This is a genomic window from Zobellia alginiliquefaciens (genome assembly GCF_029323795.1).
Lineage (GTDB): Bacteria > Bacteroidota > Bacteroidia > Flavobacteriales > Flavobacteriaceae > Zobellia > Zobellia alginiliquefaciens.
In genome coordinates this window covers 918,423-945,109 of sequence record NZ_CP119758.1, presented here as the reverse complement: position 1 = coordinate 945,109, position 26,687 = coordinate 918,423, and the positions used below count along the sequence as shown (strand labels likewise).

Sequence of the window (26,687 nt, the reverse complement as noted above, 5' to 3'; positions counted from 1 at the left end):
TTAGTTTTGGAAATTAGCGAGCTACTCTTCCGGAGGCGTCACCACCCATTAGTTTTTCTACTTCACTAACCGTTGCCAAGTTGGCATCACCTTTAATAGTGTGCTTTAAACAAGATGCAGCTACAGCAAAATCCAATGCGTTTTGGTCATCTTCTGGGTATTTCAATAATCCGTAGATTAATCCGCCCATGAAAGAATCACCACCACCAACACGATCCACGATATCCGTAATTTGGTATTGACGTGTTTCGTACATTTTGGAACCGTCCCATAGTACACCTGCCCAAGTGTTGTGCGAAGCAGAAATAGAACCTCTTAAGGTTGTAATTACTTTTTTAGCTTTAGGGAATTTCTTCATCATCTGCTTACATACAGAAAGGAAAGCTTCTGCTTTAACATCAGCACCATCTTTATGAACATCCAAACCTTCTGGGTGAATACCAAAATGCTTTTCTGCGTCTTCTTCGTTACCCAGAATAATATCACAGTATGAAGTTAATTCTGTCATGATAGCTTCTCTGTCTCCACCGTAATTCCAAAGTTTTGCTCTGTAATTCAAATCGGTAGAAATGGTGATTCCTTTATCGCTTGCAGCTTTAACAGCTTCTAAACAAACGTCTGCAGCTCCTTGTGAGATAGCAGGTGTAATACCCGTCCAGTGAAACCATTCAACACCTTCAAAAACAGCATCCCAGTCGATCATACCAGATTCTATTTCCGAGATAGCAGAATGGGCACGATCATAAACAACCTTAGATCCACGAGAAACAGCACCTGTTTCTAGAAAATAGATTCCTAGACGGTCACCGCCATAAACTATCTTATCTGTTCCCACGCCTCTTTTGCGCATTTCCATTAGGGCACATTCGCCAATATCATTCTTTGGTAAACGAGTTACAAAATCTACTGGAACGCCATAATTTGCCAAAGATACAGCTACGTTGGACTCACCTCCACCGTAAACAACATCAAAGCTATTCGCTTGTGAAAATCTTAAAAATCCTGCTGGTGCTAAACGCAGCATTATCTCTCCAAAGGTTACTACTTTTTTCATTTGAAATGGTGTTATTTTAAATTGAACTTAGATTTGATTAATCGATTAACCTAGTTTTAAAAAATAAATCAAAACGGGTGAGTTTTGATTGCAGATTTTAAATATCTATCTTTGCTTAATCGATTAAACAAATATATAATAAATTGGCGAATAAAAGAAGGACCACCTTAAAAGATATAGCAAATATCTTGAAAATATCTACTGCGGCGGTTTCTAAAGCTTTGCAGGACGACTCCAGAATCAGTTCAAAAACAAAGGAGGCCGTTAAGAAAGTAGCCAAAGAATTAAATTATCAACCCAATCATCTCGCAAGTGCGTTACGCAAGGGAAAGAGCAATTTAGTAGGGGTCATAGTACCTAGGACCAATAGCAATTTCTTTTCTTCTGTAGTCCAAAGTATGGAAGAGGTTTTAAACAAGGATGGGTATAATATTATAATCACACAATCCAATGAGTCGTATAAAAAGGAGTGTGATAGTATAGATAGTTTGTTGTTTACGCAAGTGGATGGTATTATCGCTTCTATGGCCAATGAAACAGTGAACTTGGATTATTACGAAAAGATTAAATCCAGAGGAATCCCGCTAATTTTATTCGATAGGGGGGAGAACGACCTAAACGTAGATTATATTGGAATTGACGATTATGCCAGTAGTCATATGATTGTGGAGCATCTGGTTGAACAAGGGTGTAAAAGAATAGCCCATATTGGTGGTTACCAACGTACCAGAATATTCAATAATAGAATAAGAGGGTACAAGGATGCCATTAAAAAACATGGTTTACCATTGGACGGGGAACTTTTATCCGAAGGAAGCCTTACACAAGAGGATGGTCGTCTACAGATGGAAAGGCTGCTTAAATTAGAGGATAGACCTGATGCTGTTTATATTGCAGGGGATTATGCAGCTCTTGGCGCATTGCAGGTGTTGAAGGAAAATAATATAGATGTTCCTAATGAAATCGCTTTGGTGGGTTTTGGTAATGAGCCTTTTACCGCAATGGTCTCTCCACCAATTTCTAGCGTGGAACAACACAGCACCGAAATTGGAAAACTTGCTGCGCAAACGTTTTTAGAACACGTAAAAGCATCTGATATAAAACAGACTTTGAACAAGAAAATTCTAGATGCAGAGTTGATTGTTCGGGATTCTTCAAATAAAAAGGGCCTTTCTTAATTAAAAGAAAGGCCCTTTTTGAACATAAATAGATGATTAGATACCTAAAGCTTGACCTCCACCAATCTGGATAGTTTCAGCCGTAATGAATTTTGCATCTCCGCTAGCTAAGAAAGAAACAACACCTGCTACATCTTCTGGTTGCCCTAATCTACCTAACATAATACTGTTTGCCCATGAAGCAAAGACTTCTGGTTTAGTGGCTTTTATCTGTGCGTGAAAAGGAGTGTCTATTGTACCTGGGGACACGGCATTTACTCTAATACCGTATTCTGCCAAATCCTTAGCCAGTGCCTTGGTAATAGTGTGAACACCAGCTTTGGAAGTTCCGTAAATTCCAGCTCCCGGTCCGCCAGCCGTCCAAGCAGCGTTGGATGTATAGTTGATTATAGATGCATCTTCTCCTTTTTTAAGGAAAGGAATTGCTGCTCTTGAGGCAAAAAATGTAGAGTCAAGGTTTAATGCCATTACAGATCTGTAAAATTCTGTAGTCATTTCTTCAAATCTAGATCTTCCACCAAGTCCACCTGCATTGTTTACAAGCGTATCAATTTTACCGTATTTCTCACCTATGGCTTTGATGTTTTTGGTAACGGCCTCTTCGTCCGTAACATCAAATCCAAAATATTCCGCTTTGATGCCTTCTGCAGAAAGTTCTTTTACTCTTTCGGCACCTGCGTTATCGTCTATACCGTTTAAAACAACTGTATATCCGTCTTGTCCTAATCTCTTTGCAACCGCGAATCCAATTCCACCTGTTGCTCCTGTTATTACTGCTACTTTTCCTTCCATCTTTTTTGTTAGTTACTGTTTATTATTATTTTGTTTTATTTTTAAGTGGTGCAATATTTGGAATTAGAAACCAAACACTGGCTATGGTGATTAATGCTAATGCGGCACCAATAACAAACGCAGGGGTATAGTTACCTCCGGATGTTAGCCAAGGCACCATTATGGTTAGGCCGAATGCCCCTAGCTTAGCTGCCATGCCTGCAAATCCTGATAATGTCCCCACTGTTTTTCCTCCGAATAAATCACTAGGTAAGGTCTGAACGTTTCCAATGGCCGTTTGAAAACCGAATAATATAACTGCCATATAAATTACCGCGGTTGTCGGTCCTCCGGGGTCTGCCATGAGTAATAAAAAGGGCAACATGATTAAACAACCAAGTGTGATTACGAGTTTACGTGCTTTGTTTACGTCCCAACCTGCTTTAATACGGTTTTGAGCCAATAAACCTCCAAACCAAGCTCCTAGCATGGCACCCACATAAGGTACCCAGGCATAAAAACCGATTGACTTTACATCCATTCCATACACCTCGTTTAGGTAAATAGGAATCCAAAAGATAAATAACCACCATATAGGGTCTAGTGCGGCCGAAGCCAAGATAACTCCCCAACTTTCTTTATGCTTAAGCATCTTTCCGGTTTCTGGGTTGTAGCCATCATCAAATACGCCATCGGCATCTTCATCCTGGTTTTTTTGCCCGGTTAAGATATACTCTCGTTCCTCGTCTGTTATCCAGGGGTGTTTTTTTGGAGGTGACTTTACTAAAATCCACCATGGTATGAGCCATAACAATCCTGTTACACCTACTAATATGAAAATCCAGTTCCAGCTGAAATAAACGGATAATAGTCCAATTGTGGGAAAGGCAACAATACCTCCAATTGCTGCACCAGAATTAAATAATCCTTGGGCAAAAGCTCTTTCCTTTGTTGGAAACCATTCCGCATTAGCTTTAGCCGCTCCCGGCCAGTTACCTGCTTCTGAAATTCCTAATAAAGAACGAAAAATACTTAAGGAGACTATTCCTCTCGCAAAAGCATGTAAAGCCGTGGCAATAGACCAAAAACCAATGGACAACGTAAAACCTATTCTCGTACCAAGCTTATCGAATATTTTCCCAAAAATGGCTTGACCAAATGCATAGGAAAATATGAATATTGTAGAAATAATTGCATAAATTCCTTTACGTTCATCGGCAGTTTTATCTGGATATAAATCCTCTGCGATGTCCGGCCATAGAACAGGCAGTGCTTGTCTATCAATGTAATTGATAACGGTGGCCAAAGCAATTAAAGCTATTACCCACCATCTTAAACCTTTGAGTTTCATCTTTCTTCGTTTAAATGGTTCGTTGTATCAAGGCATAAGAATGGCTAGCCCTATTCTTTTCAATAGGAGAGAGGCTATTCTAAGAGCCTGTATTTGAGTAATTTAATTACTCTTTATAAATAGGATAAGGTATGCCTGGCTTTAGCCTGGCCTTCATTGGATAAGTTATTTTTTAGTATTAGTTATTCCCTTCAGTGTATATTGACAGGACAAATCGTGCACTTTTATCCTTTCTTTGCTTTAATAATTCTGTTCTCACCATAGATGTAATCATACAACTTGGCAAAATGTATTTTCATCTTCTCCTTCGCTAATTGTGGGTCTTGGTTTAATATGGCCAAATAAATATCTTCATGTTTTTTCACTTCGGATAGGGCTACATCTCCATCACAAACTGGGTCTTCATCATAAGCAACAATAATCTCCGGTGTTATCAGCAGCATAAGTGTGTTCATGGTACTGTTCTTACTGGCAGCTGCAATTGCTAAATGAAAAAGCAAATCTTCCTCTAAACAATCCTTACCGGCTATCATTTTAACTTTGTATGCATCAAAAGCGGACTTGATACGTTCTAAATCTTCATCGGTTCTTCTAATGGCCGCTAATCGTACTGTTTTTAATTCCAATAGAATACGGGTTTCTACAAGAGATTTAAAATCCTGTTCTTCCAGACTAAGAATATCGTCTATCATACCCTTCATGGCAATTTGGCCAATGTTGGCAATGAAAGTCCCACTCTGAGGTTTAGAATTCAATATCCCGTAAAACTCGAGTTTTTGAATGGCTTCACGCACACTACTTCTACTGACTTCAAATTTCTCGGATAATACTCTCTCAGCAGGCAGCTTATCTCCTGGTTCAAGATTTTTATAATCTATAAGATCACGGATCTTAGAAATGATGTCATTTTGAACTTCTCTATTGTCGTGTTTTGTTAATATTTCTAGTTTCATAGGGACCGTATGTCAAAAATTGGTTAACCAGATTGGTTTGTTAAAATTAAATAAAATAAACGTACTAAAAAAGTATTTTTAACATTAAAAAGCTCCGCTTTTACGGGCGTCCAGTGATTTTTTAAATTTTACCGACCCGTGGTGAGCGAGTCGGCAAAATTACTCTCAATCTAACTCAAAACAACAATCTTTATATCATTAATTCTTTAATCAAAGAGGACTATTTATTAGTATCCAGGATTCTGTGTTAAGTTGGGGTTTCTTTCTAGCTCATCTTCTGGCAAAGGCAATAAATAATCATCCTCTGTAAAGAATGGTTTTTCACTTTTACTTTACTACTAAGGCACATAACTCAGTAGTGTCCCTTATTTTTTGTATTTTTGTAATGAGCGTGTATAGTAAAATCTACATGTTCTTAGTATTACTTCCCTTCAGAATGAAGTAATTTTAGTTGAAAGGATGGGCGTGCACCCATCCTTTTTTTATTTGAGTGTTTTTATATTTTCATAGGGTATTCCTTTACGTATTTAAATCAGATATTCTTTGATTAATTGGTTTTCCATACTGGTTAACCAAATTGGTTTACCAAATATATGCGATTACTTTGTTAAATAAAAATTAATAATGAGAAATTTATAGGAGTCTATAATAGAACTGCCATTTTAAAGGGTCGTGAGATGCTAAATTATTTGATAGTAGTGGAGAGCCCTGGGTTTAAAGGGGTAAGAGGTTATTTATGGAAGCTACACTGGCCTGTTAAAGATACAGAAGCTGGTTAAATATTAAGAAAACTAGTATAAATAGGACCTTACACTTTTAAGTTCAATCCTGACTACGCTACCAAATTTGCGCTTTCATTTGAGATAGTAGGGGTGTAGATGTATTTCGTTTTAGAAGTAATCAATGAGAGCAACAACTCCGTTATAGGAAATTATACATGAGAAGAACAATGCCGCAAACAAACCAATATTTAAAGGAAGTTTTGCTTTGTGGGTTTTCATGAGCTTGGCATTATTAATCAATAGGATAATACCGAGTATCACTAAAGGAAGAACAAAAACATTGAAAACCTGAGATACAATTTGCATTTCTATTGGGTTAGCTCCAAAAACAGGAACTATTAAAGCAAATAAACACGCTATGGCTGTTATAACCTTAAACTGCTTTGAACTCGTGTCCAATTCCCCGGATTGATAATCTGCAAGTAGGATAGGGGCAATGAGTAAACATGGAAAAATAGAGGACAATCCAGCACTTAAAGTTCCAAAAAAGAAAAGCGTAAGAGCAAATTTGCCGGCAACCGGTTCTAGAGTGTTTACCATGTCCAACACTTTTGTAACAGGTTGTCCGTCATGGAATAAAGCACCACAGGCTACGGCCATTACCGATGCACTAATAACAAAAACAAGAGATGCGGCAATAATGGCATCCTTCTTTTGTTGTTTTAGGTTTTTTATGGTCCAACCTTTCCCCTTTACAAAAAGGGGACGGGATAAAAACGTTGCGGAGGCCATGGTCGTTCCAACAAAGGCCGCTACCATCATACTACCGCCTTCAACTTTTGGTATGGTGGGTATAAGACCTTTTGCTATTTCTATAGGTAGCGGAAAAACCATAAAAAGAGAAACAAAGAAGGAAAGACCCATTATGGTTACGAAAATCACAAGTATTTTTTCAAAGAATACATATTTTCCTATCAACAAAAAGCGGTACATAATAGCAATTACAGCAATGGCGATGGTAAGTACCAATTCATATTGATGTTCTGCCAGTGAGGGGAAGTAGATCAAAAATATTTCAAAAATGATATTAGCGGAAATACCTAGAATGCCCATGAGGGAATTCCACTGGCCAAAAGAAACTCCCAGAATGATTAGAATAGCTATGGGTTTGCCCCATTTAATATGTTTTTTAAATGCGTATAGTGCAGTCTCACCAGTTACCAAACCATAATTTCCATAGGCATACATAAGCATGCCGGAGAAAACACAACTTAAGATCAAGACCCATAGTAATTGCATACCGTAAGTGCTACCTGCTACAATCATAGAAGTTACACTACCGGTACCAATGGTATAACCAATGGCAAAAATACCCGGACCAAAAGCAAGGACAATAGCTAGAATTTTTTTTATGAACGATGATTTGGGTGCTGGGTTTTCCATTGTTTATTTTTTATGTTGTAACTAACTTGGGCTAAGAAACTTCCCTTGGGGGATATTTTCTTTGTTATCAGTTTGTTAGTAGAGTATCTTAAGTTTTTGCTGTTCTTCAACCTTAATTTTTCCGGAATTTGTTATGGTGTTGTTCTTGTGATGGTTGTTTTGTTCTCCCCACAATAGGGCAACAAGCTCTACCTGATTATTTTTAAAGGAGTTGTTTTGGATATTCACATTGATAATTCCTCTTGTTTTAATCAAAATATCGTTGTTTTTGCTTTGACCGCTATTGGTAATAGAACTATTTGTGATATTTAGAGAACCTCCTATAGTTGATTCGTCATAACCACCTCGGTAAAAATTAATGACATTGTTATTTACATTTTCGAATGTACAATCTTCAAAGGATACCATTTCTGCATTATAATCGCCTTTGTCCTCGGCCGCCAGTTCTATACCGTTCTGGCAGTTTTTAATCGTTGTTTTTTTGAAGTTGATGGTGTCGGCAAATGAGCCTGGGAAAGCTTTTAGTACATAATGGAAATCATTGATTTCACAATTTTCAATATACATATTATATGCTGAAGCCATATTTTCTTTTAGAGGGGCAAAGGCGTATTTGTTTTTTTTACCTTGTAATATGAGGTTTTGTAATTTGATTATTCCTTTAGGGTGCATTTTAAATGCTACGGAATCTTTTTTACTTGTAAATATAAGAGTGGTTTTGCTGGAACGATTTGCCGGGCGAAGTGTAATTTCCTTATCTATTTTAAGTGAATTTGGGAGAGCATATAAGGTGTCTTTTAACTCAATGATATCTCCTGAAACGGCTTCACTAATTTTTTTGGTAAGTTCGCCAGCCGTAGCTGTGGCAGTATGAATTTTTGGCTCTACCAGCTTTTTTTCAGTAGAAAACCAGGTGGGACCGTATTTCTTTCTGTCAATGGAGAAATTAGATGCAGTAGAGGATTCATTGATTGCTCCAACGCTATTTAATTGAGTTCTTGATGCCCCGAAAATATCTTGATCAATCCTAGAAAAATCATAACCCATATGGATATCCTCCAAAATTGTGTTTTCCGATTTTACAGGTACATAAAGCCAATCGTTTATTTTTTGCATTTCTAGGGCGCCATTATTTAGATTGCCGTTTTGGCTATAAGCTACACCGTCATTATCTATGATATTATTTTTAAATTGAATTCCATCAGTAGAACTAAGATTTATAAAAGGGGTCTCATCTACCTGTGTGTTGTAAATAATATTATTTGCTAGGATAGTGCGTATAGGTGGTGCTGATCGTATTTCACTAGCCGGAAGTACATCTGCACTTTCAAGGTTTTGACCAACTCCTATTTGCCAAGGAGATTTACAATCTACCCAAGTGTTATAGGCCACAACAACATCACTAACCTGAAGGTACCGATTTAAAGGGGTCATGGGAATTCCGTTCATGATCGCAAGTGGACTTCGGAATTGCGTTCCTTTAATTTTAAAGAAGTAGTTATTGGTAATCCAGTGTCCTGTATTTACCACGCGGATTCCTCCATAAAAATCGGAATCATCGTCTCCAATAAAAATGTTGCTATCAACCGTCGCATAGCTTCCATGTCTAAGGACTAGTGAGCCTTCACATTTGTAAAATATATTGTTTTTGAAGGTGTTGAAGTTGGTTTTATCGGATATAATTTCAACTTCGCCATTACATGCTTCAAAGTAATTGTCCGATACATTGGCAAAACTAGGAGAGACCCGTGTTTTGCTGTCTCCAATCCGTATGGTTTCCGCCCTTGGTCCCCCTTTTCTAGGACGTGGGCCAAAGTAATTATTTACAATTTGATGGTGGTTGTTGATATGCTCATTACCCGTGAAAAAGACCCGTAAGGTTTCACCATCATTAGATTTTCCTGAAACGTATGAGTGGTCCAATTGATTATATTTACCGTAAAACTCTATCCAGCGATCATTGACCAATCTATTTGGTTTGGTAAAATCTTCAATAACAGAGTTTGTAACTCTAGAGTTGTAAGCAATGCTATCTTCATTGATCATAAAACGAATAATGGAACTTTTAGGCGAATATCCATTTCTAAAGTATAGCCCGTCAACTATAAGATGCTCACCTCCAAGGTAAAGGTAAGATTTGCCTTCTATGAAAACTTTTCCTGCATTTTCTGCACGTAAGGTAATAGGTTGCTCTTTAGTACCTTTTCCAAAAAATGAGATTTGAAAGTCTTTCCAAATCCCGTTTGCCATTACAATTTCATCTCCGGGTACACTTTCTTTAATCGCTTTGTTTAATTCTGGAATATCGTTTACATGTAGTGTTTTTCCATTTGAATTGTCACCACAGGATAGCAGAAGTAAAATGAGACCTATAAGCAATAGCTTAGTTTTCATTATGTGGTTTTTCAATGGGTAATTAATCCGCCAGCTTACGAGTTCTGAACTTTATATTTTAAATTACTTTTACTATATCTTATCCTTTGGGAATCTTAATTTTTCTGTCTTCTCCGTATATATAATCGTATAGTTTGCTAAAATGTAATTTCATCTTTTCTTTAGCTAAATTTGGGTTCTGATCCCGAATTGCCATATATATATCTTCATGCTTTTTAACTTCGGATAGGGCCACATCGCCATCACAAACACGGTCTATATCATAGGCAACAATAATCTCGGGAGTGATGAGCAGCATGAGCGTGTTTATAGTACTATTTTTACTGGCAGCAGCTATGGCTAAATGAAATAGTAAGTCTTCCTCTAGACAATCTTCTCCAGAAATCACTTTCTTTTTATAGGCATCAAAAGCAAGTTTAATACGTTTTAAATCTTCATCGGTTCTTCTTAGGGCGGCTAGTTTTACCGTTTTTAGTTCCAGTAAAATTCGGGTTTCTACTAATGAAATAAAATCTTGTTCTTCCAAACTGGTGATGTCATCGATCATACCGTTCATGGCAACTTGGCCAATGTCCGCTATGAAAGTTCCGCTCTGTGGTTTGGAATTTAGTATTCCATAAAATTCAAGTTTTTGAATGGCTTCACGCACGCTGGTTCTACTGACTCCAAATTTCTCGGATAGGACTCTCTCCGCCGGTAACTTGTCTCCTGGCTCAAGATTTTTGTAATTAATGAGCTCACGGATTTTTAAAATAATACCATTTTGTATTTCTCTATTTTCGTGTTTGGTCAGTATTTCTAATTTCATATCGCGTGTACAGTTCAAAAATGGTTAATCAGGTTGGTTTACTAAAACTGTAAAAAACCTATCAAAAATCTGTTTTGATGGTGGAGCAGGGGTAGTTGAAATTTTACCGACCCGTGGTGAGCGGGCCGGAAAAATTACTCTCAATCTAACTCAAAACAACTCAATTCTTGATATTATAATTTAAATTCATTCCCACTTTTAACAATCAGTGAGATACTTCTAGGGTGTAATATTTTACCCTGGCGTAACTGCCTTCGTCACGACTTTGGAGATAATTTCCTGCTTTAAAATAATTTTCAAAAACACCCCATTTATCCATATGAATGTCTTGGTATACAACAGAATCCGTTTCGTTTAAAACAATCTCTAATTTGCCCTCGGATGCTATTATTTCTAAAGTGAATTTATTTGTTCCTATTTCTTCCGAAAAAGTATATCCATCATTATCCTCCCATGCATTCGTGTGTAATATTTCTTCATCAGAAGCATTGATATCTTTCAGCACCTTGGTCAATATCCTGATTTTACCATTCTGCCAATAGACTTTTAATATTGGAGGAGCATTGTTATCATCTTCTCCTATACGCTCTTTCTGTTCATTGGTTAACCGTCCATGAATCTGCATGATGATTGTTCGGTGATATTTGCCTTCGGCATCTCTAGTGATTTCGGGTACTTCTAAAGTACCCTTCATACGGCCGCCTTGGCTGAAAGTCCAATTTGTATTGTTACTTCCGGGAACCATTTGTTCTCTTAATTCAGTTCGTGAATAAGAGGAATTTGCGGTTGAGGAGTTTGGCAAGGCATAAAAAACTAATGAGCCATCTGTTGAATCATTATACATGTACGGGAGTAAACGCGCGTCAGTAGCATAACTGGAAATTTCTGGTGGCTCTACTTCATCTGGGGCGCCAATGGGTAGGGTTACCTTCCAGTTACTCAAATCAATGTTGGGTAAGAAATATTCTTCTTCAACTTCTTCTTCTTCTTCTTCCTCGGCTAACTCTTCTGTAGTTTCAATTTCTTCCTCAACTTCTTCTTTCTCTATGGTCTCTTGTTCAATGGTATCAGAGGTTTTATCACAGCTGATTATATTGAACAGCATAATTAAAATCAATACCTTTTTAGTTATCAATTTTATAAGCCATATTGTAGTACTCTGCATATTCATACTTACTTTTATTAGTGCTCTACTTCAAGTTCGTAGAAACTGACTTTGGCAAAAGAACCTTCATCTCTGCTTTGAAAATAGTTGCCCGCTTTAAAGTAATTTTCAAATATGCCCCAACGTTTCATATTAAAATCATCATAAACGGCGTATTCATTTTTATTTAATGAAACCACCATTTTTCCATCGGTAACTTTTATTTCTATCTGAAATTTTCTAAAATCTACTTTTTCTTCAAAGTTGTGTCCTTCATCATCTGTCCAAGCTTCTTCATGTAATATTCCTACAGAATTTATACCGGCAAATTTTAGTTTTTTGGTCTTCACCCTAATTTTGCCGTTCTGCCAGTAAATTTTTAATACCGGTGGAGCGTTGTTGTCTTTTTGACCAATTAAATCGCGTTGATCATCTGTTAATCGTCCGTGAATTTGTAGAATGATTACTTTGTGATATTTACCGTTCTTATCTTTTGAAACTTCGTCAACGGACAGTTTAGCCCTTAAAGTTCCACCTTGTTTAAAGGTCCAATTAACGTTATCGTCACCAGGAACCATTTGCTCCCTAAGTTCCGATCTAGAATATTTTGTGTTCGCAGTAGTAGCTGAGGTAGGGTAGGCATAGAATGTTAGCGCTCCTTTGGTGGAATCATTGTACATATAAAGCTTTAAAGTCTCATTTGTAGCATAATCCAAAATTTCCGGTGGCTGAACACTAATTGCTCCTCCTTTTCCTGTGCCCTCTGGAATAGTAACTTTCCAGTTACTTAGATTGATTTTAGGAAGTTTTACCTTCTTTTTCTTTCTTGATTTTTTAGTTTTTATAGCCGATTCTGTATGGCTACTTCCCTTGTTTTGGGAAGTAGCGTTTACAGATATAAAAATTATTAAAATGGATAGTACTATTTCTTTTCGGAAATAACTCATCTATGCTCAATTATGGTGCTTCATATACTTTAACATTGTCAAACCAACCATCTACAGAAGTAACGGCATAAAGCCATATGGCTACCTCGCCACTTTCATTTGAAGTGAATGGTACTTGAACTGAAGTCCCTACCGTATCGGAGAATTTGCCTTCGGCTATAGTACCAACATGACTAGCTAAGTTGCTGCTTTCGGCCGCTATAGCATCTGCACCATCCGTAAAATGGCCGTCCAAGACAACGGCAACCATTCTTCTACCTCCAATGGGATCATCTGACTGGTCGTCTTTTATAGCGTACTCAAACTCTAAGATATAATCCGTATCAGGGGTTAATGTAAGTGCTTGGTAACCGTATCTGCTGCTAGCACTGTTAAGCGGGCCTCCAGAAGTACTGCTAGACCATTTTGCTCCACGTGTTTTACTTCCGTTATCGGAACCGTCATAGTTGGTCCAAGATCCGTCCGAACTACCGTTAAATGCATCTGTGTTCCCGTCCGTATGTGTAGCAATTTTCCACTGAGCAGTACTTAGATCAAAACCTCCGTTTAATATTTCAGAAGTGGGGTCTTTAGAAAGGTAAATGTTATCTACATGAATTGTAGCATTGGAATTGGCCGTACCACCTGTTCCAAGTTCAAATTTTATTTGGTCAATTCTAACAACTGGAGCAGAAAAATCAGTAGCCAAGTCATAATCTAGGCTAGCCCATTCACCGTCTGTCAATTCTACGCCGTCAAGTACGTATTCATCTCCGCTATCGTCGTTTATCAAAGTTATTTTTAATTTATCTATCCCGGTAGCAAAATCGGAGTATACATCAAAATGTATATCTGTAGCTCCTATACCGTCTGGATCATCATTTGCAGGGGCAGCAAAAGCTTCTGCCACAATGATTTCTTCTGGCTTGTCTTCCGTTCCAAAGGAAAGAACAGCATCGTTTTCTCCTAATCTAGAATATTGAATTACCTCATTTTCAGAGGCAGTAGTAGTCACAATATTGGTCTCAATCGCATCCAAAGATTCTCCATACGGAAGAAAGCCACCGTCAAAATCAATACCGTCACTAAAGATGGCAAACACATCTGCACGATTACCTGTAGGGGAAGCAGGTGCTGATCCAACAACGTTTGGTGAGTGTGTAACTGTAATCTCATCTGATTTGATAATATCATCCTGACCAGCAGCTTTGGTGGTTACGGTTATGGTGTATTCAACTTCTTCATCTGAGTTAGGGTAATCATAAGAAGCAGAACCACCTTGCTCGGATATAGTAATAACATCTGAAGTACTATCTGGGTCACCAAAATCTACAATATAAGAATCAACACCAACGGAAACAGGTGTTACTGTAATATAGGTGCCATCTTCATTGCCATCTCCGTCAGGACCGGGAGTAGCAGAAAAACTAGACAATACGCTCATAGTTTCACCGCCAGATGAAGCTTCCGGGGCTATTGTGGTGTAATCGTCATCTTCACATGACCATATAAGGCCCGTTATGAACAAGACACTTATTCCTTTGTTTATTAAATTCATTTTTTTTCTTTTTTATGTGGTTTGTTTCTCTTTGTTGAATTAGTATGCCGGGTAAAGCTTACAAATGGCAACAAAGGCAAATACATCTGTTGTGATATTAATTACTATAGAAATACAATTCTTATAAAAGGAATGTATTCCTATAGTAGTATTTCATTAGAATTGATTATTCAATCTGCTCTATGCTGATTTTAGAAAACCTAGATTCAGTGCCAGCATATTCAATATTAAATCTCATGTTTTCCGTTGCATCTCCTGTTTCAACCCGGAATGATATGGGCTCATAGGAGCTAGCAGTTGAGGATAATGGAATTTCCTGATTTAGGAATGCAGGCTCATCAGGATTGTCTGCATCTTCAATTAGCAATGTTCCTGCAGATGTACCACTAGACTTACTTACGTACCAAAAAGTGATCTCATATGTTCTGCCTGGAAGCACTAATATGGTTTGATCAAGAAATTGTGAAGAGCTACTAATCTTAGCACCACCGTTTCCTTCTGGAGGTGTTGGTGAAGAACTTCCTGAATATGTACTTGTACCACGTCCTCCTCCCCAAGGAGTTCTTGGATCACAATTAAAATCTGCACATTCAAAAGCTGATACTAGTTTATCTTCTACAACTACATCTATGGTAATTGACGAAGATTCATTGTTTCCATCACTGGCTGTAAAAGTAACAGGGTATACTCCTTCCCCATCAAAGGTATGGGTAGGATCTTGTTCTGTGGAAGTAGCTCCTCCTCCAAAATCCCAAGCATAGGTTGATGCTTCACTAGAAAGGTCGGTGAAATTTATGACCTTAAAATTTTCTTGGTCTGCTGTATAATCAAAATTAGCTTCTGGAAATACGGTGTCTACCTTGGAATTAGCATCTGGTAAATCATCTCTAAAAAGACTGTCATCACAACTAATGAATGAACCCGTTGTAACTATACCTAAGAGCAATAATTTTATTTTTTTGAAAATATTTTCTTTATACATTGTTTAAGTATTTGAGTATTAATATCCTGGATTTTGGGTCAAAAGGCCACCACTAATATTTATTTCTCTTGCCGGAATAGGTAATAACAATTTTCTGGCATCAAATGCGTAACCTAGCTCGGTGGCATGTGCACTTAAAACGGCATCGGCAACACCAAACCTTAACAAATCAAACCATCTTTGGTTTTCGAAGGCCAATTCTACCCTTCTTTCGAGTAGAAGTTCGTCTTTGGTAATATTGCTTACAGTAGCTGTTAAGCCCGCTCTATCCCTTACTTTTTGAAAAGAGTTTAAGGCGGCAGCGTTGTTGGTGGATTCACCACCGGCCATAATAGCTTCAACATGCATCAATAGTACATCTGCGTAACGCAGGGCGATATAGTCGTTACCCGCATCTCGAGAACTTCCGCCATAGGTTGGAGGTGTAGCGGTAACGTCAGATCCTTCAGGCAAGAACTTTGTAACTTCTGTTGCATCGGGAAATGTAAAATAAGAAACTTCGGTTCTGTTACCTCCAGCTTCTTCAAATGCTTCTATAAGATTATCGTTTACAATATTCTGACCATCTTCTTGACCTTGACGTCTACCTCCTGAAGTAAATTCAGAAGAAAAACTTTGACTTTCAAGGCTATTACCAGTTACATATTGTACAGCAAAAATAATTTCATCATTTAATTCGGAATAGAAAACATCAGAATAGTTGCTTTGTAAACTAAAGTTTCCACTATTAATGACTGCTTCACACATCTGTTGAGCACCTGTGTAGTTTGGATTTGGCTGTGTTAAGTATACCTTGGCCAGAATACCCTGTGCCGCAGCTCTAGATGCTCTTGATTTGGAAGAGTTGTCCAATACACTTGCTGCTTCTTGTAAGTCTGCCACAATTTGAGTGTAAACCTCTGATACCGGGGTTCTCGTAAAAAGAGCTTCATTTTCCGTAGGACCTACAACTCTAGTAATTAAGGGTACATCACTATACATTCTAACCAGTTTAAAGTAGGCATATGCTCTTAAAAATTTAGCTTCTGCTGTATATTTTGCTTGGTTACTCGCATCTGCTATGTCAATAAAGTTCAGGATGTTATTAGCTCTAAAAATAACTTCGTACATAGAGGCGTAATAATCTTCGGACTCCACATTGTTTGCATTAACGGTATACCTGTGAAAGTCGGCTTTTGAACCTTCTAGCGTAGCATTTCTGGTATTATCGGTTCTATGCTCGGTTAAAAGGTGTTCAAATTGCACGCCTCTGTTAACATCACCAATATTACTGGTCGTATTTTCATTTACTCCCTGAAGGGCATCGTAAATACCTATCACCCCAGCTAATACATCTGAATCAGTTTGGAAAAAAGCATCTACTGCAACTGCCGTGTCTGGCAGAGGGTTTAAGTATTCATCCGTATCACAAGAAACAAAAACGGACACTGTTATGACAAAAATTAAATATTTTATATGTTTCATTTTTTGTTTTTTTAGATTAAAAGTCAAGGTTTAGACCAAAAGTAACCGTCTTAAATATTGGTGTTCCTGCTCTTTGCGAGCCATATGCTCTTGGGTTACTACCATCAACATGTTCTGGGTTGAAGCCATGGTAATCATCTGCAGTTAAGTAAATTAGATTTTGAGCGGTGGCGTAAAGTCTTAGACCTTCTAAACCTAATCTTGTAGTTACATCTGCAGGGAAATTATAACCAACGTTTACGTTTCTTAATGAAAAGTAATCTGAGCTTGCAATGACCTCACTGGTCAATACTTTTTCTTGAATAAAAGATTCATGGGGTACTAAACCGTTTGCAACTGCTTCTGCTTCACCACCACTTCTGGTTCTGTTACCAAACCAGTTATAGAAATATTGGTCACCAATATTATTTACCTGGCCACCCACGCTTCCTTGAACCATAAGAGAGAAGTCAAAATCTCCTATTTTAAATTCATTTGTAAAGCTATAGTTCAAATCTGGATATGGATCTCCAAGTATAGTTTTATCCTCTTCTGTAATTAGCCCATCGCCATTTAGATCTTTCACAATAGTATCATCTGATTGACCATTAATTCTGTTCCAAGGGCTATCTACATACGTTGTTCTAAAGGAAGTTTCATCAAAAGCTTCTTCATCAACAACATAACCCCAGAAGGAAGATATAGGTTCTCCTATTCTGTTGATCCATTGAGAGTTTCTACCATAGTCATCTTCAATTAATGCATTGTTGGAATCTCCAAAAGCGAGTAGTTCATTTTTGTTAGTAGAGGCGATAAAAGTTGAATTCCAAGAGAATTTCTCCCCAACAATATTTTTGGTTCTTACCTCTAGTTCCCATCCACTATTTTGAACTTTACCTAAGTTTACTATACCATTGTTAAAACCGGTAAGGTAAGATACAGGGTTGTTTAATAAGAGTTCATCACTAGTTCTTCTGTAGTAATCCAAAGAACCTGAAATTCTATTGGTGAAAAACCCGTAATCCAATCCAACAGAGAATTCTTCTGATGCTTCCCATTGTAATAAAGCATTGGCAATGTTCCGTGGTGAAACACCTGCATTTACATTACCGTTATCAACCGCGTTGGAGTTTTGTAATAACGCTAAATATGGCCATGAATTTACAACATCATCACCCACATTAAAATTCTCTGCACCGGTAAGACCAAAACTAGCTCTGAATTTTAAATTGTTTATAGCATTGCTGTTCGCTAGGAAATTTTCTTTCGAAACGTTCCAACCTATAGATGCTGCTGGGAAATTACCCCATTTGGAGTCGATTCCAAAAACCGAGCTCCCGTCACGTCTAAAAGAGGCATTGAATAAATATTTTCCTTGGTAAGCATAGTTTACTCTAGCAAAATAACCCAACTTTTTTAACTCTGTATTGGTTTCAGTAGGTATATCGACTAGGGTAGCACCTTGGAAGTTTTTCAACAGGTCATTGGAAAATCCGCTACCTGTAGTAATACTTTCTTCCGATACCCTTCTTTGTGCGGTCATACCTAAAAGTAGATTTAGATCATGTTTGTCATTAAAAGTTTTAGAGTAGTTTAAGGTGTTATCGGAAATCAACCTACTTCTAAACCTATTTGCTAAATAGTAAGCGGCATTACTGTTACCACTTGCATGATACATGGTACCATCATATCTTGTTCTCTTTCGTTGCTCAAGAGTTACACCTAATGAAGTTCTGGCGGTTAGACCGTCTGCAATTTCATAACTTAAATACGTTGATCCAAAAAGTTTGGTGTTGTACTCATAATGTTCTCTTTCAACATATTGTGCGTACGGGTTTGAATCTCCTGAAGTACGAGGTCTGCTTGTACTTCCATCACCATTAATATCTAAGTTTAATAAGTGATTTTCATAGAAGTAATCTCCAACTCCAACGTCTGGATAAGCGCTACGGTCAATAAACTGAAGAGATTCTTCTGTATGATATATTGGCAACCAAGGCGACTGGCGTATAGGGTTGTGTATGGATGTTGGTAAACGTCTTTGTTTTGTAAAGGACGGTGTAGCACTAAGTCCAAATTTTAGTTTTTCTCCTATTTTAGAGTTAACCTTTAAACTGGCCGTATATAACTTATAGTCATCTGTTATAACCACACCTTCATCACTTAAGTACCTTAAAGAGGCACTAAATTGCGTATCCTCTGAGCCACCTCTTGCGGATAGGGAATGACTTGTTACCGTTCCTCCATCAAAGAAAACATCCTGCCAGTCTCTATCAACACCTGTAGTGCTAACTAAGAGTTGTGCATATTGTGTTTCATTGGAAAGCGTACCGGTTGCAGCCAATTCTTTTGCTGCCCAATCGGAAACACTTTTTGAGTAGTCATCACTTTTGTGAGCGTTTTTGTAACCGGTGTAGGTCTGATAACTAAATTTTGTTTTCCCGGCCTTACCGCTCTTAGTTGTAATTAAAATAACCCCGTTAGAACCTTCACTACCATAAATAGCGGCAGATGCGGCATCTTTCAATATTTCAAAAGATTCAACATCGTTCATATCAAGGTTTCCAAGGAATTCTGAACTTACAATTATCCCGTCAACCACTAGCGCAGGTCCTGAGTCTGCTGTTACCGATCCAATACCTCTAATAGTAATAGTAGGTGCGCCACCGGCTTCTGCATTGGTGGCTTGAATGTTAACACCGGACACTTGCCCTACAAGAGCATCATCTACCCTTGAAACTGCAATTTGATCTAGAGTTTCGTTGGTAACTTTAGATATTGAACCGGTAAGCGTTGATTTTTTCTGAGTACCATAACCTACAACAACAACTTCCTCTAGTTGGCTGGCGTCTTCTGTCATGGTAATCGATACTTCTTCCTGACCGGTTATAGCAATGGTCTGGGTTACATAGCCGATGTAAGAAAATTGAAGAAGATCGCCTTCTGAAACCTCTATTTGGAATACTCCGTCAAAATCTGTAGATGTACCTGTTGTGGTGTTTTTAATAATGACGTTTACTCCTGGTATTGGAACATTGTCCTCATCGGAAACTGTACCTGACAGCGAGTAGTTGTCTTGTGCGAATAGCGATAAATTGAAGCACAATAATGCTATAAGCGTTAGTTTAGCTTTTAAATTCATTTGTGTTAATGTTAAGTTAGTAATGTTCATCGGTTTAAGGCCCGACACCTCAATGAGAAGGTTTGCGAATCTCATTTGATCATCAACTTACTAAAGCACGTAGCTCATTAACGTCTCTGAATTTTGTGTTTTTGTAATGAGCTTGTATAGTAAGTTGTACGTGTTCTTAGTATTACTTCCCTTCAGAATGAAGTAATTTGAATTATAAGTATGGGTGTGCGCCCGTCCTTTTTTTTTTCTGTGTACTTTATACTTTCATTAGGTATTTCTTTAATTAATACTCGCTAGTTGTTCTATCTTTTAATTGGTTTCCCATACTGGTTAACCAATTTGGTTTACCAAATATAACTTAATACTTTGTTAAAAAAAAATAATATTAGAAAAATTACAATGGTATTTTGAGTATCTAGTATTTTGTAAGATGTTAATTTATCTAATTGGCAATAAAACAGGGCTGTTGCCAATGAGGGTTATTAAATGCTTTTTAGGTGAGAATTTATTAATTAAACAGATAAATGCAATTTTATATAGCTCACTTTTTAGTCCTTGTAAATGAGAACTTACCGGCCTTTTGATTTTGGGCAGAGCCCATAAAGTAAACGACTTCTGAGCTCTTTTGATGTGAAATGTTCTCCAAAAATACCCATAGAAAAATAGCATTCTATGTACAGACTGTTTAGAGTGTGATTCCAATAGAAAAAGTAGTAAATGTGAATGTAATGACTATCGTTAAAGGTAGTTGGTTTATCATACCTTGGAGGTGTGATTTTGCATACCAAATGGGCTTTTTCGACTAAAGAATCCATGTCAAAAGGCTGTTTTATAATGTTAAATTTTACCTATGCAATCGCAATTTTAATTTCTGGATTAAATTTTTCGTGTAACAAGTCTTCAATTGGGGATTTTTTGGCAGCTACTTTTGGGTAAAAAGTAGTGGTACTTAGAAGATTTTAATAGGAATACAGAAGGTGATTTTAAGATGATATAATCACAAAAAAACCGTTTTTAAATGCTGAATTATGGATATTTATTTTCTATTTCCCGCTTATTATATAAATATATGTAAAGTATTGACATTCAGAATTAAAAAACGAAAAAATATATGGATTTAACCCCTATAATTCCTAGCTTTTTCTTCTTTAATTATCCGAAATAAATTATCTTGCTTAGGTAATTAGTATCATAAAAAATCATATAAAAAAATGAAACGATTTAGTGAAAAATACATCATCACAAAAGAAATGGATTGGGAAGAACTTGGAGGAGGAGTTTCAAGGAAATTCTTGGGTTACGATAACCAAATTATGATGGTGAAAGTGAAATTTGATAAAGGAGCATTAGGGGCGCCACATCAACATTTTCATACACAAGCTACCTACTGTGTTTCTGGTAAATTTGAATTTGAAATTAATGGCGAAAAGAAAATTGTAGAAGCGGGAGACGGAGTGTACATTGAACCTAATTTGTTACACAGTGCAGTTTGTTTAGAAGAAGGAATGTTGATCGATACATTTAGCCCTGTAAGAGAAGATTTTTTAAGTGGCGATGGGGTCTCTTATTTTGGAGACAAAAAGTAGTATCAAAAAATACCTCTTCAGTTTAAATAACGAATTCTCTTTTTTACAAAAAACTATTTGAAGGGAGAACTAGAAATTCTATAATTTGGTTTTCATTCTCTTATTGGAATAAGGTCTAAAAATCAAATTATAGAATCAATTCAAATTAATAAATAGGATTTTAAAAGTAGTATAGGTTAACCCTAATTAGTTCATCTTTGGTGCTGAATAGTATAGAAGACACCCTCAAACCTTAGTTAAATCTTATGGTTTCTCATACATATCTTTCCCTAAGAACTTATATTCTTGTTACTTCTTGATAGTAACAAATTGAAAAGGACCGGTCCAACGGTATACAATTTCCTTTATCTTTAAAATATGCTCTTTATCAGCGCCCTTATCTTTGTTAGATACTAATAACATTAGTTGCTCACCATTGGATTTTGTTTCTATCAGTATTGATGTGTACTCTTTGGTATCTAACATAATTTCTATTTTCGAAATTGCACTATTTGAATTAACGGAGAATTCCGATACTGGACTATAATTTCCATGAGATTCTATCACGGAAACGAAGGTTGTGTTTTGTGTGTTTTTTCTGCGGATGACAAGACCGGCATCTCTCCTTAAATTAAATTCAGGGTCATTGGCGCCAATCCGTACAAAACGGAGCTCATCATTTTTTGAGCTTGTAGTGGTAAGTGTATAATAATGCCCTTTTTCTAGCCAGCTAAGTTTGGAGTTATTTTCTTTAGGTTGACCAATTCCTTCCGTCCAAAGGTGTTGGTAGCCATTATCGGAACCTAAGGGTTCTAAGGTTTTAGGTGTCGTAAAGTCAAAATTGGTCTGCATTATTTGACCGTTAAAGTAAAAGGGGAGATCGTATTTATTCTCTGTTTTTGATTCTACTTTTAAGATATCCAGTAAAAAGGGTTTTTCAAATCCATCGGCTTTTATGATGGCCATGGTTCTTTGCATTTCCGTTCCGGGATAGGCATTGGTCTCTTTGGCGCTTACTACTTGTACTTCAGGATTGGATGCATCAAAAAAGTATAGCTCCGAGTGGTGTTTGCTGCCCACTTCATATTTCCCGCCAAAATGCGAGGTTTCATTTTGAACCAAAGTATTATGCGCAATAGTCTGTTTGGCCCAAGTGGTGTTTTCTTTAAGGTAGTTGCCACCTCCTTTTTGTTCAATATTTACAAAACGGGCGAGTCCGTAATCCTGTAATATTTCTGACCCATTTTCGTAAAGTGAAAAAGAAAGTTTATCATAGTGGCCATGACTTAGGCCTTGTGCGGCATATTTGTAGACCAAGGTCATGTCCTCATCGCCATATCGTAATATGCCAACGCCGCCTTCATCACCATTGGCACCATCGGTTAGGTTGATTGATTTTTTCTGGAACGTTTTTGCTTTTCCATCTCTTATGCCCAACGCTACAGCTAGCCCGGAATCATCTAACAACACTTGATCTTGTTCTTCTGCAATACTTAATAATTGAGGGTTGTGACCTCCATAGTGATAAGCAATATCAACAGCGGTTACTACTTCCCTAGACTTGTAGGACATGCCTTTTTGGGCATCGTTAAGGGGGAAAAATTCGCCATCGGCATCAGAAAGGTTAATAAGCACATCAACCGATTTCAGCAAAACACTATCCTTGTATTCAAAAATCTTTACATCTGGCTTTACATTATGCAGCGCTTCGGCAAATATTAAGAAGGGATACATGGCATATCTTTGGTAATAGGGGCCTTCCGTATAGTATCCTTCGGGAGAAAATGGTTCGTTTACATTGGCAAGAAACCCTACTTCCTGTCCTTCTACTTTAATGAAACCACCATCATTGTCTTTTGCGCCAATAGGTAACCCATCGTCTTCTATCCCGAAGAGCGCTCGGTGTATCAATTCATCATCGCCCATAACAAGTCCGATCATACCTACAGCTGCATTGCCCCATGTACTATGGTTGTGAACACGATTATAGAACTGAGGATTTTCTATTGATATGTAATCTGCAAAAGGTCTAAATAGGTTTTTTTCAAGTTGTTTGCGTTCTTTTTTTGTTAAATAATTATATACGCAATCATAAGCCTGGCTAACATACACCAGCCAATTGGAATCATTTAAGCATTGCCAAAACAGCTTACCTCTGGCATACGACCTTGTTTGTGGGTGTACTGGTAAATCTTTGTACATGCCTTCATATTGGAACAACATGTCCTTAATGTATACGGCATACTTTTCATCATCTAGAATCTGGTAGAGTACACCTGCTTTCTGAAGAATTAAAAAGTTACGTTTGTGGCGTTCGTGTGTATAACCACCGGAATAATCTTTGGGCACAGGAGTTTTGATACCGAGCTCTATTTCTGCATCTACCTCAGATTTTACCTGTTCTAGCGTAGCATCAAAAAGAGGAACAGTGCCTAATTCCGCCCTTATTTTTTGTACCCCTTCTTTGGTTAAAATTAAATTAGGGTGTTCTTGTGGGTATGCATTAAAGATAACCAACAAAAGGCAGATTAATACTGGTATTATGGCTGTATGTTTGGCTATTCTCATGTCTTGTTATATTGGGCGTAATCTTATTTTTGGTTAACTCTCAGCGGATATAGATAGTTAAGCATTGAAGTAATCTTAATACTTGTAGGAGCTTCAATTCAGTTAAATTTAAAATTATGGTCGCTGATTACCGCTAATTTTTTAAAGACCTACGTTTGAATTTCTCAATGGGTCACCAGCGACCATTTAAATGCTAATGGTCCTATTATTGTAAATATTACTTTTATTTATTGCATTTGATTAAATTGGTTAACCAATTTGGTTTACCAAAAATAGAGATATTTTTCTATTGTGCAAATTATAGAGCATTATAATCCTGATTTCTACAGAGTGGAGAAAGCTTCAACCATACTTTCGTGCTAAATACTTTAAAATGGTATCTACTATTTCTTGGTCGGTATTTGTAATATCTACGGTAAGGGCCCTTTTAGGAATTTCTAGCGACTCAAAGTCAGACTGCAGCGAAGATAAGGTTTGGTGCGGTTCATGTTCTTTTTCCAAACGTTCGTTTACTTTTTCATAGGTACCGCGCATAAATACCCAGTCAATATTTAAATCAAGATTTTCAGCAAGTTGTAAACGCTGTTCTTTCTTTAAAATTGAACAGGATACCACACAACCTTTTTTGGTAAACTCCTCTTGAATTAAATTTGTAATAGCTGATAACCATGTACTGGAATCGTCAGTCCTATTTTTTTTATCCGAGGCAAGTTGCTCGTTGAAGAGAGCATCGGCATCAAAAAATGGAATATCTAGTTTCCTAGCAACTTTATCGCCCACAATACTCTTGCCTGTACCGCAAACACCCACTAAAACTATTACAAAATTCTCTTTTTTATACATCTGTTAAATAATTGGTTTACCAAATTGGTTTACCAAATATAGTTATATTTGATCATTATCAAAATGTTAAGTGTTAAATCCATTTTCAAAACCAACCCATTATGGCTAAAAACAAAACTTATTTGAATCGAAGAAATTTTATTAAGAAATCCAGTTCCGTAGCCTTGGCTGTTCCTTTGATGCCCCTGGCAAATCCTTTTAATTTAAAGTACAAACCTTTAAATAAAGGGCTTCAGGTTCATTTATTCTCTAAGCATTTACAATTTTTAGATTATGATGAAATGGCCAAAGTGGCTTCTGAAATTGGTTTTGACGGCTTGGATTTAACCGTAAGACCAAAAGGGCACGTGCTACCGGAAAATGTGGCTCGTGACTTACCTAAAGCCGTAGTTGCGATGAAAAAGCATGGACTAAAGTCTACTATGATAACCACAAATGTACTTGATGGGAAGAACGTAACCGACAGGCAACTACTTGAAACGGCCAGTGGTTTAGGAGTCTCACACTATAGAACTGGGTGGTTGAGTTACCCGGAGGACCGTAACATAGAAGCGAGTCAGAAAATCTATAGGAAACTTTTTAGTGACCTCGAATCAGTAAATGAAAACCTGGATTTAGTTGGTTGCTATCAAAATCATGCAGGCAACCATGTTGGTGCTCCTATTTGGGATATGCCACCCATATTACCATCTTCGGAAAGCAAATATATGGGTTGCCAATATGATATACGCCATGCCGTAGCCGAAGGTGGTTTGAGTTGGGAATTGGATTTACGGCTTATTGCCCCTTATATAAGGTCCATTATAATAAAAGATTTTAAATGGGGAATGAAAGAAGGCAAGTGGCAACCTATCAATACGCCTTTAGGTGAGGGGATGGTAAATTTTACCCGCTACTTTTCATTACTTAAGAAGTATAAAATAAACGTACCGGTATCGCTACATTTAGAATATGATCTTGGAGGTGCCGAGCATGGTGCTTCAGAGATTACCATAAATAGGGAAGAAGTTTACGCTAAAATGAAAAAGGACTTGGTCTTTTTAAGGGATACCTGGAGCAAAGCGGAATAAACCAATTACAAAATCAAATATGACAACAGAAGAAAAAACCACTACGGAAAAATTAAGAATGGTAAGCACGGCAACTATTGCCACTTGTCTATTTAAAAAAGGCCTCCGGAATCAATTTATTCAAGGCGTCCAACCTCTTAAGAAAGGTAAACCCACTATGGTAGGTAAGGCATATACGTTACGTTATATTCCAGCTAGGGAAGATTTAAATCCCATTGAGGTGTTTAGGGATCCCAAGCATTTGCAGCGTGTGGCGGTAGAAGAATGTCCTGCGGGCTATGTTATGGTCATAGATAGTAGAAAAGATGCTCGTGCTGCCTCTGCGGGTTCTATTTTGGCAACTCGTTTAATGGTGCGTGGGGTAGAAGGTATAGTTACGGACGGTGGATTTCGTGATTCTGCCGAAATTGCAGACCTCAGTTTTGCGTCCTATCACAATAGGCCTACGGCACCTACCAATTTAACTTTGCACCAAGCCATTGCTATTAATGAACCTATTGGTTGCGGAGATGTGGCCGTATTTCCAGACGATTATATTGTAGGGGATGATGATGGAATTATGGTCATACCGGCAAACATAGCGGATCAAGTTGCGGATGAATGCCTAAAAATGACACGTTTTGAAGATTATGTGATGCAAGAGGTTCAAAACGGAACATCTATAGTGGGCTTGTATCCATTAACGAGCGAAGAGCAAAAAGTACGCTATGAAAAGTGGAGTGACACTCAAAACTAGGTGAAGTGATTCTGTAAATTAGAGGAGCGTTTTAACAGGTGGTAA

19 protein-coding genes and 1 pseudogene are annotated in these 26,687 nt (G+C 37.4%); 4 read left to right on the top strand and 16 right to left on the bottom strand.

The features are described 5' to 3' along the window. Positions 1-13 precede the first annotated feature (13 nt). Positions 14-1,054, bottom strand: coding sequence for a sugar kinase (locus tag P0077_RS03865; protein WP_194524555.1), 1,041 nt, complete (start codon positions 1,052-1,054; stop codon positions 14-16). A 143-nt stretch (positions 1,055-1,197) separates the two neighbouring features. On the opposite strand from P0077_RS03865, the gene P0077_RS03860 reads away from it, so the two are divergent. Further along, positions 1,198-2,232, top strand: a complete 1,035-nt coding sequence (locus tag P0077_RS03860; protein ID WP_276167847.1) for a LacI family DNA-binding transcriptional regulator — start codon at positions 1,198-1,200, stop codon at positions 2,230-2,232. A 36-nt stretch (positions 2,233-2,268) separates the two neighbouring features. Here the strand turns inward: P0077_RS03860 and P0077_RS03855 are convergent, their stop codons facing one another. From P0077_RS03855 to P0077_RS03795, 13 genes and pseudogenes are all read right to left on the bottom strand, one after another. Further along, on the bottom strand, positions 2,269-3,024 hold the full coding sequence (locus tag P0077_RS03855; RefSeq protein ID WP_276167846.1) for an SDR family NAD(P)-dependent oxidoreductase: 756 nt from the start codon (positions 3,022-3,024) through the stop codon (positions 2,269-2,271). A gap of 25 nt (positions 3,025-3,049) precedes the next feature. Continuing rightward, a complete protein-coding gene (locus tag P0077_RS03850) occupies positions 3,050-4,354 on the bottom strand; it encodes an MFS transporter (protein ID WP_276167845.1) in 1,305 nt (434 codons plus the stop codon). Positions 4,355-4,578: 224 nt separating this feature from the next. Beyond that, positions 4,579-5,307 carry a FadR/GntR family transcriptional regulator gene (locus P0077_RS03845; protein ID WP_276167844.1) on the bottom strand — a complete coding sequence of 243 codons (729 nt, stop codon included), beginning with the start codon at positions 5,305-5,307 and terminating at the stop codon, positions 4,579-4,581. 227 nt (positions 5,308-5,534) lie between these two features. Beyond that, positions 5,535-5,621 (bottom strand): annotated as a pseudogene (locus P0077_RS03840) (RagB/SusD family nutrient uptake outer membrane protein); the annotation flags it as partial. 576 nt (positions 5,622-6,197) lie between these two features. Continuing rightward, a complete protein-coding gene (locus tag P0077_RS03835; protein WP_276167843.1) occupies positions 6,198-7,472 on the bottom strand; it encodes an Nramp family divalent metal transporter in 1,275 nt (424 codons plus the stop codon). A gap of 75 nt (positions 7,473-7,547) precedes the next feature. Next, the gene (locus tag P0077_RS03830; protein ID WP_276167842.1) at positions 7,548-9,866 is read right to left on the bottom strand and encodes a chondroitinase-B domain-containing protein; all 2,319 of its coding nucleotides are present in this window, start codon (positions 9,864-9,866) and stop codon (positions 7,548-7,550) included. Positions 9,867-9,945: 79 nt separating this feature from the next. Continuing rightward, on the bottom strand, positions 9,946-10,674 hold the full coding sequence (locus P0077_RS03825) for a FadR/GntR family transcriptional regulator (RefSeq protein ID WP_276167841.1): 729 nt from the start codon (positions 10,672-10,674) through the stop codon (positions 9,946-9,948). Positions 10,675-10,879: 205 nt separating this feature from the next. Further along, positions 10,880-11,839 (bottom strand): polysaccharide lyase family 7 protein, encoded by a 960-nt coding sequence (locus P0077_RS03820; protein WP_276167840.1) that lies wholly within the window; start codon positions 11,837-11,839, stop codon positions 10,880-10,882. A 17-nt stretch (positions 11,840-11,856) separates the two neighbouring features. Then, entirely contained in the window at positions 11,857-12,765 is a 909-nt protein-coding gene (locus P0077_RS03815; RefSeq protein ID WP_276167839.1) for a polysaccharide lyase family 7 protein, read from the bottom strand. Positions 12,766-12,775: 10 nt separating this feature from the next. Beyond that, positions 12,776-14,302, bottom strand: coding sequence for a hypothetical protein (locus P0077_RS03810; protein ID WP_276167838.1), 1,527 nt, complete (start codon positions 14,300-14,302; stop codon positions 12,776-12,778). 166 nt (positions 14,303-14,468) lie between these two features. After that, positions 14,469-15,284 (bottom strand): PKD domain-containing protein, encoded by an 816-nt coding sequence (locus P0077_RS03805; protein WP_276167837.1) that lies wholly within the window; start codon positions 15,282-15,284, stop codon positions 14,469-14,471. An 18-nt stretch (positions 15,285-15,302) separates the two neighbouring features. Then, positions 15,303-16,748 (bottom strand): RagB/SusD family nutrient uptake outer membrane protein, encoded by a 1,446-nt coding sequence (locus P0077_RS03800; RefSeq protein ID WP_276167836.1) that lies wholly within the window; start codon positions 16,746-16,748, stop codon positions 15,303-15,305. 16 nt (positions 16,749-16,764) lie between these two features. Then, positions 16,765-19,869: a SusC/RagA family TonB-linked outer membrane protein gene (locus P0077_RS03795; protein WP_276167835.1), complete on the bottom strand. Its 3,105-nt coding sequence runs from the start codon at positions 19,867-19,869 to the stop codon at positions 16,765-16,767. A 1,202-nt stretch (positions 19,870-21,071) separates the two neighbouring features. Between P0077_RS03795 and P0077_RS03790 the strand changes: the two genes are divergently transcribed. Beyond that, on the top strand, positions 21,072-21,446 hold the full coding sequence (locus P0077_RS03790; protein WP_276167834.1) for a cupin domain-containing protein: 375 nt from the start codon (positions 21,072-21,074) through the stop codon (positions 21,444-21,446). Positions 21,447-21,734: 288 nt separating this feature from the next. Here P0077_RS03790 and P0077_RS03785 read toward each other — a convergent pair whose 3' ends face one another. Further along, entirely contained in the window at positions 21,735-23,993 is a 2,259-nt protein-coding gene (locus P0077_RS03785; RefSeq protein ID WP_276167833.1) for an alginate lyase family protein, read from the bottom strand. Between the two features lie 342 nt (positions 23,994-24,335). Then, on the bottom strand, positions 24,336-24,836 hold the full coding sequence (locus P0077_RS03780; protein ID WP_276167832.1) for a shikimate kinase: 501 nt from the start codon (positions 24,834-24,836) through the stop codon (positions 24,336-24,338). 101 nt (positions 24,837-24,937) lie between these two features. Here P0077_RS03780 and P0077_RS03775 point away from each other — a divergent pair, with 101 nt between their 5' ends. Then, positions 24,938-25,906 (top strand): sugar phosphate isomerase/epimerase family protein, encoded by a 969-nt coding sequence (locus P0077_RS03775; RefSeq protein ID WP_276167831.1) that lies wholly within the window; start codon positions 24,938-24,940, stop codon positions 25,904-25,906. A gap of 19 nt (positions 25,907-25,925) precedes the next feature. Then, positions 25,926-26,642 carry a ribonuclease activity regulator RraA gene (locus P0077_RS03770; RefSeq protein WP_276167830.1) on the top strand — a complete coding sequence of 239 codons (717 nt, stop codon included), beginning with the start codon at positions 25,926-25,928 and terminating at the stop codon, positions 26,640-26,642. Positions 26,643-26,687: the final 45 nt, after the last annotated feature.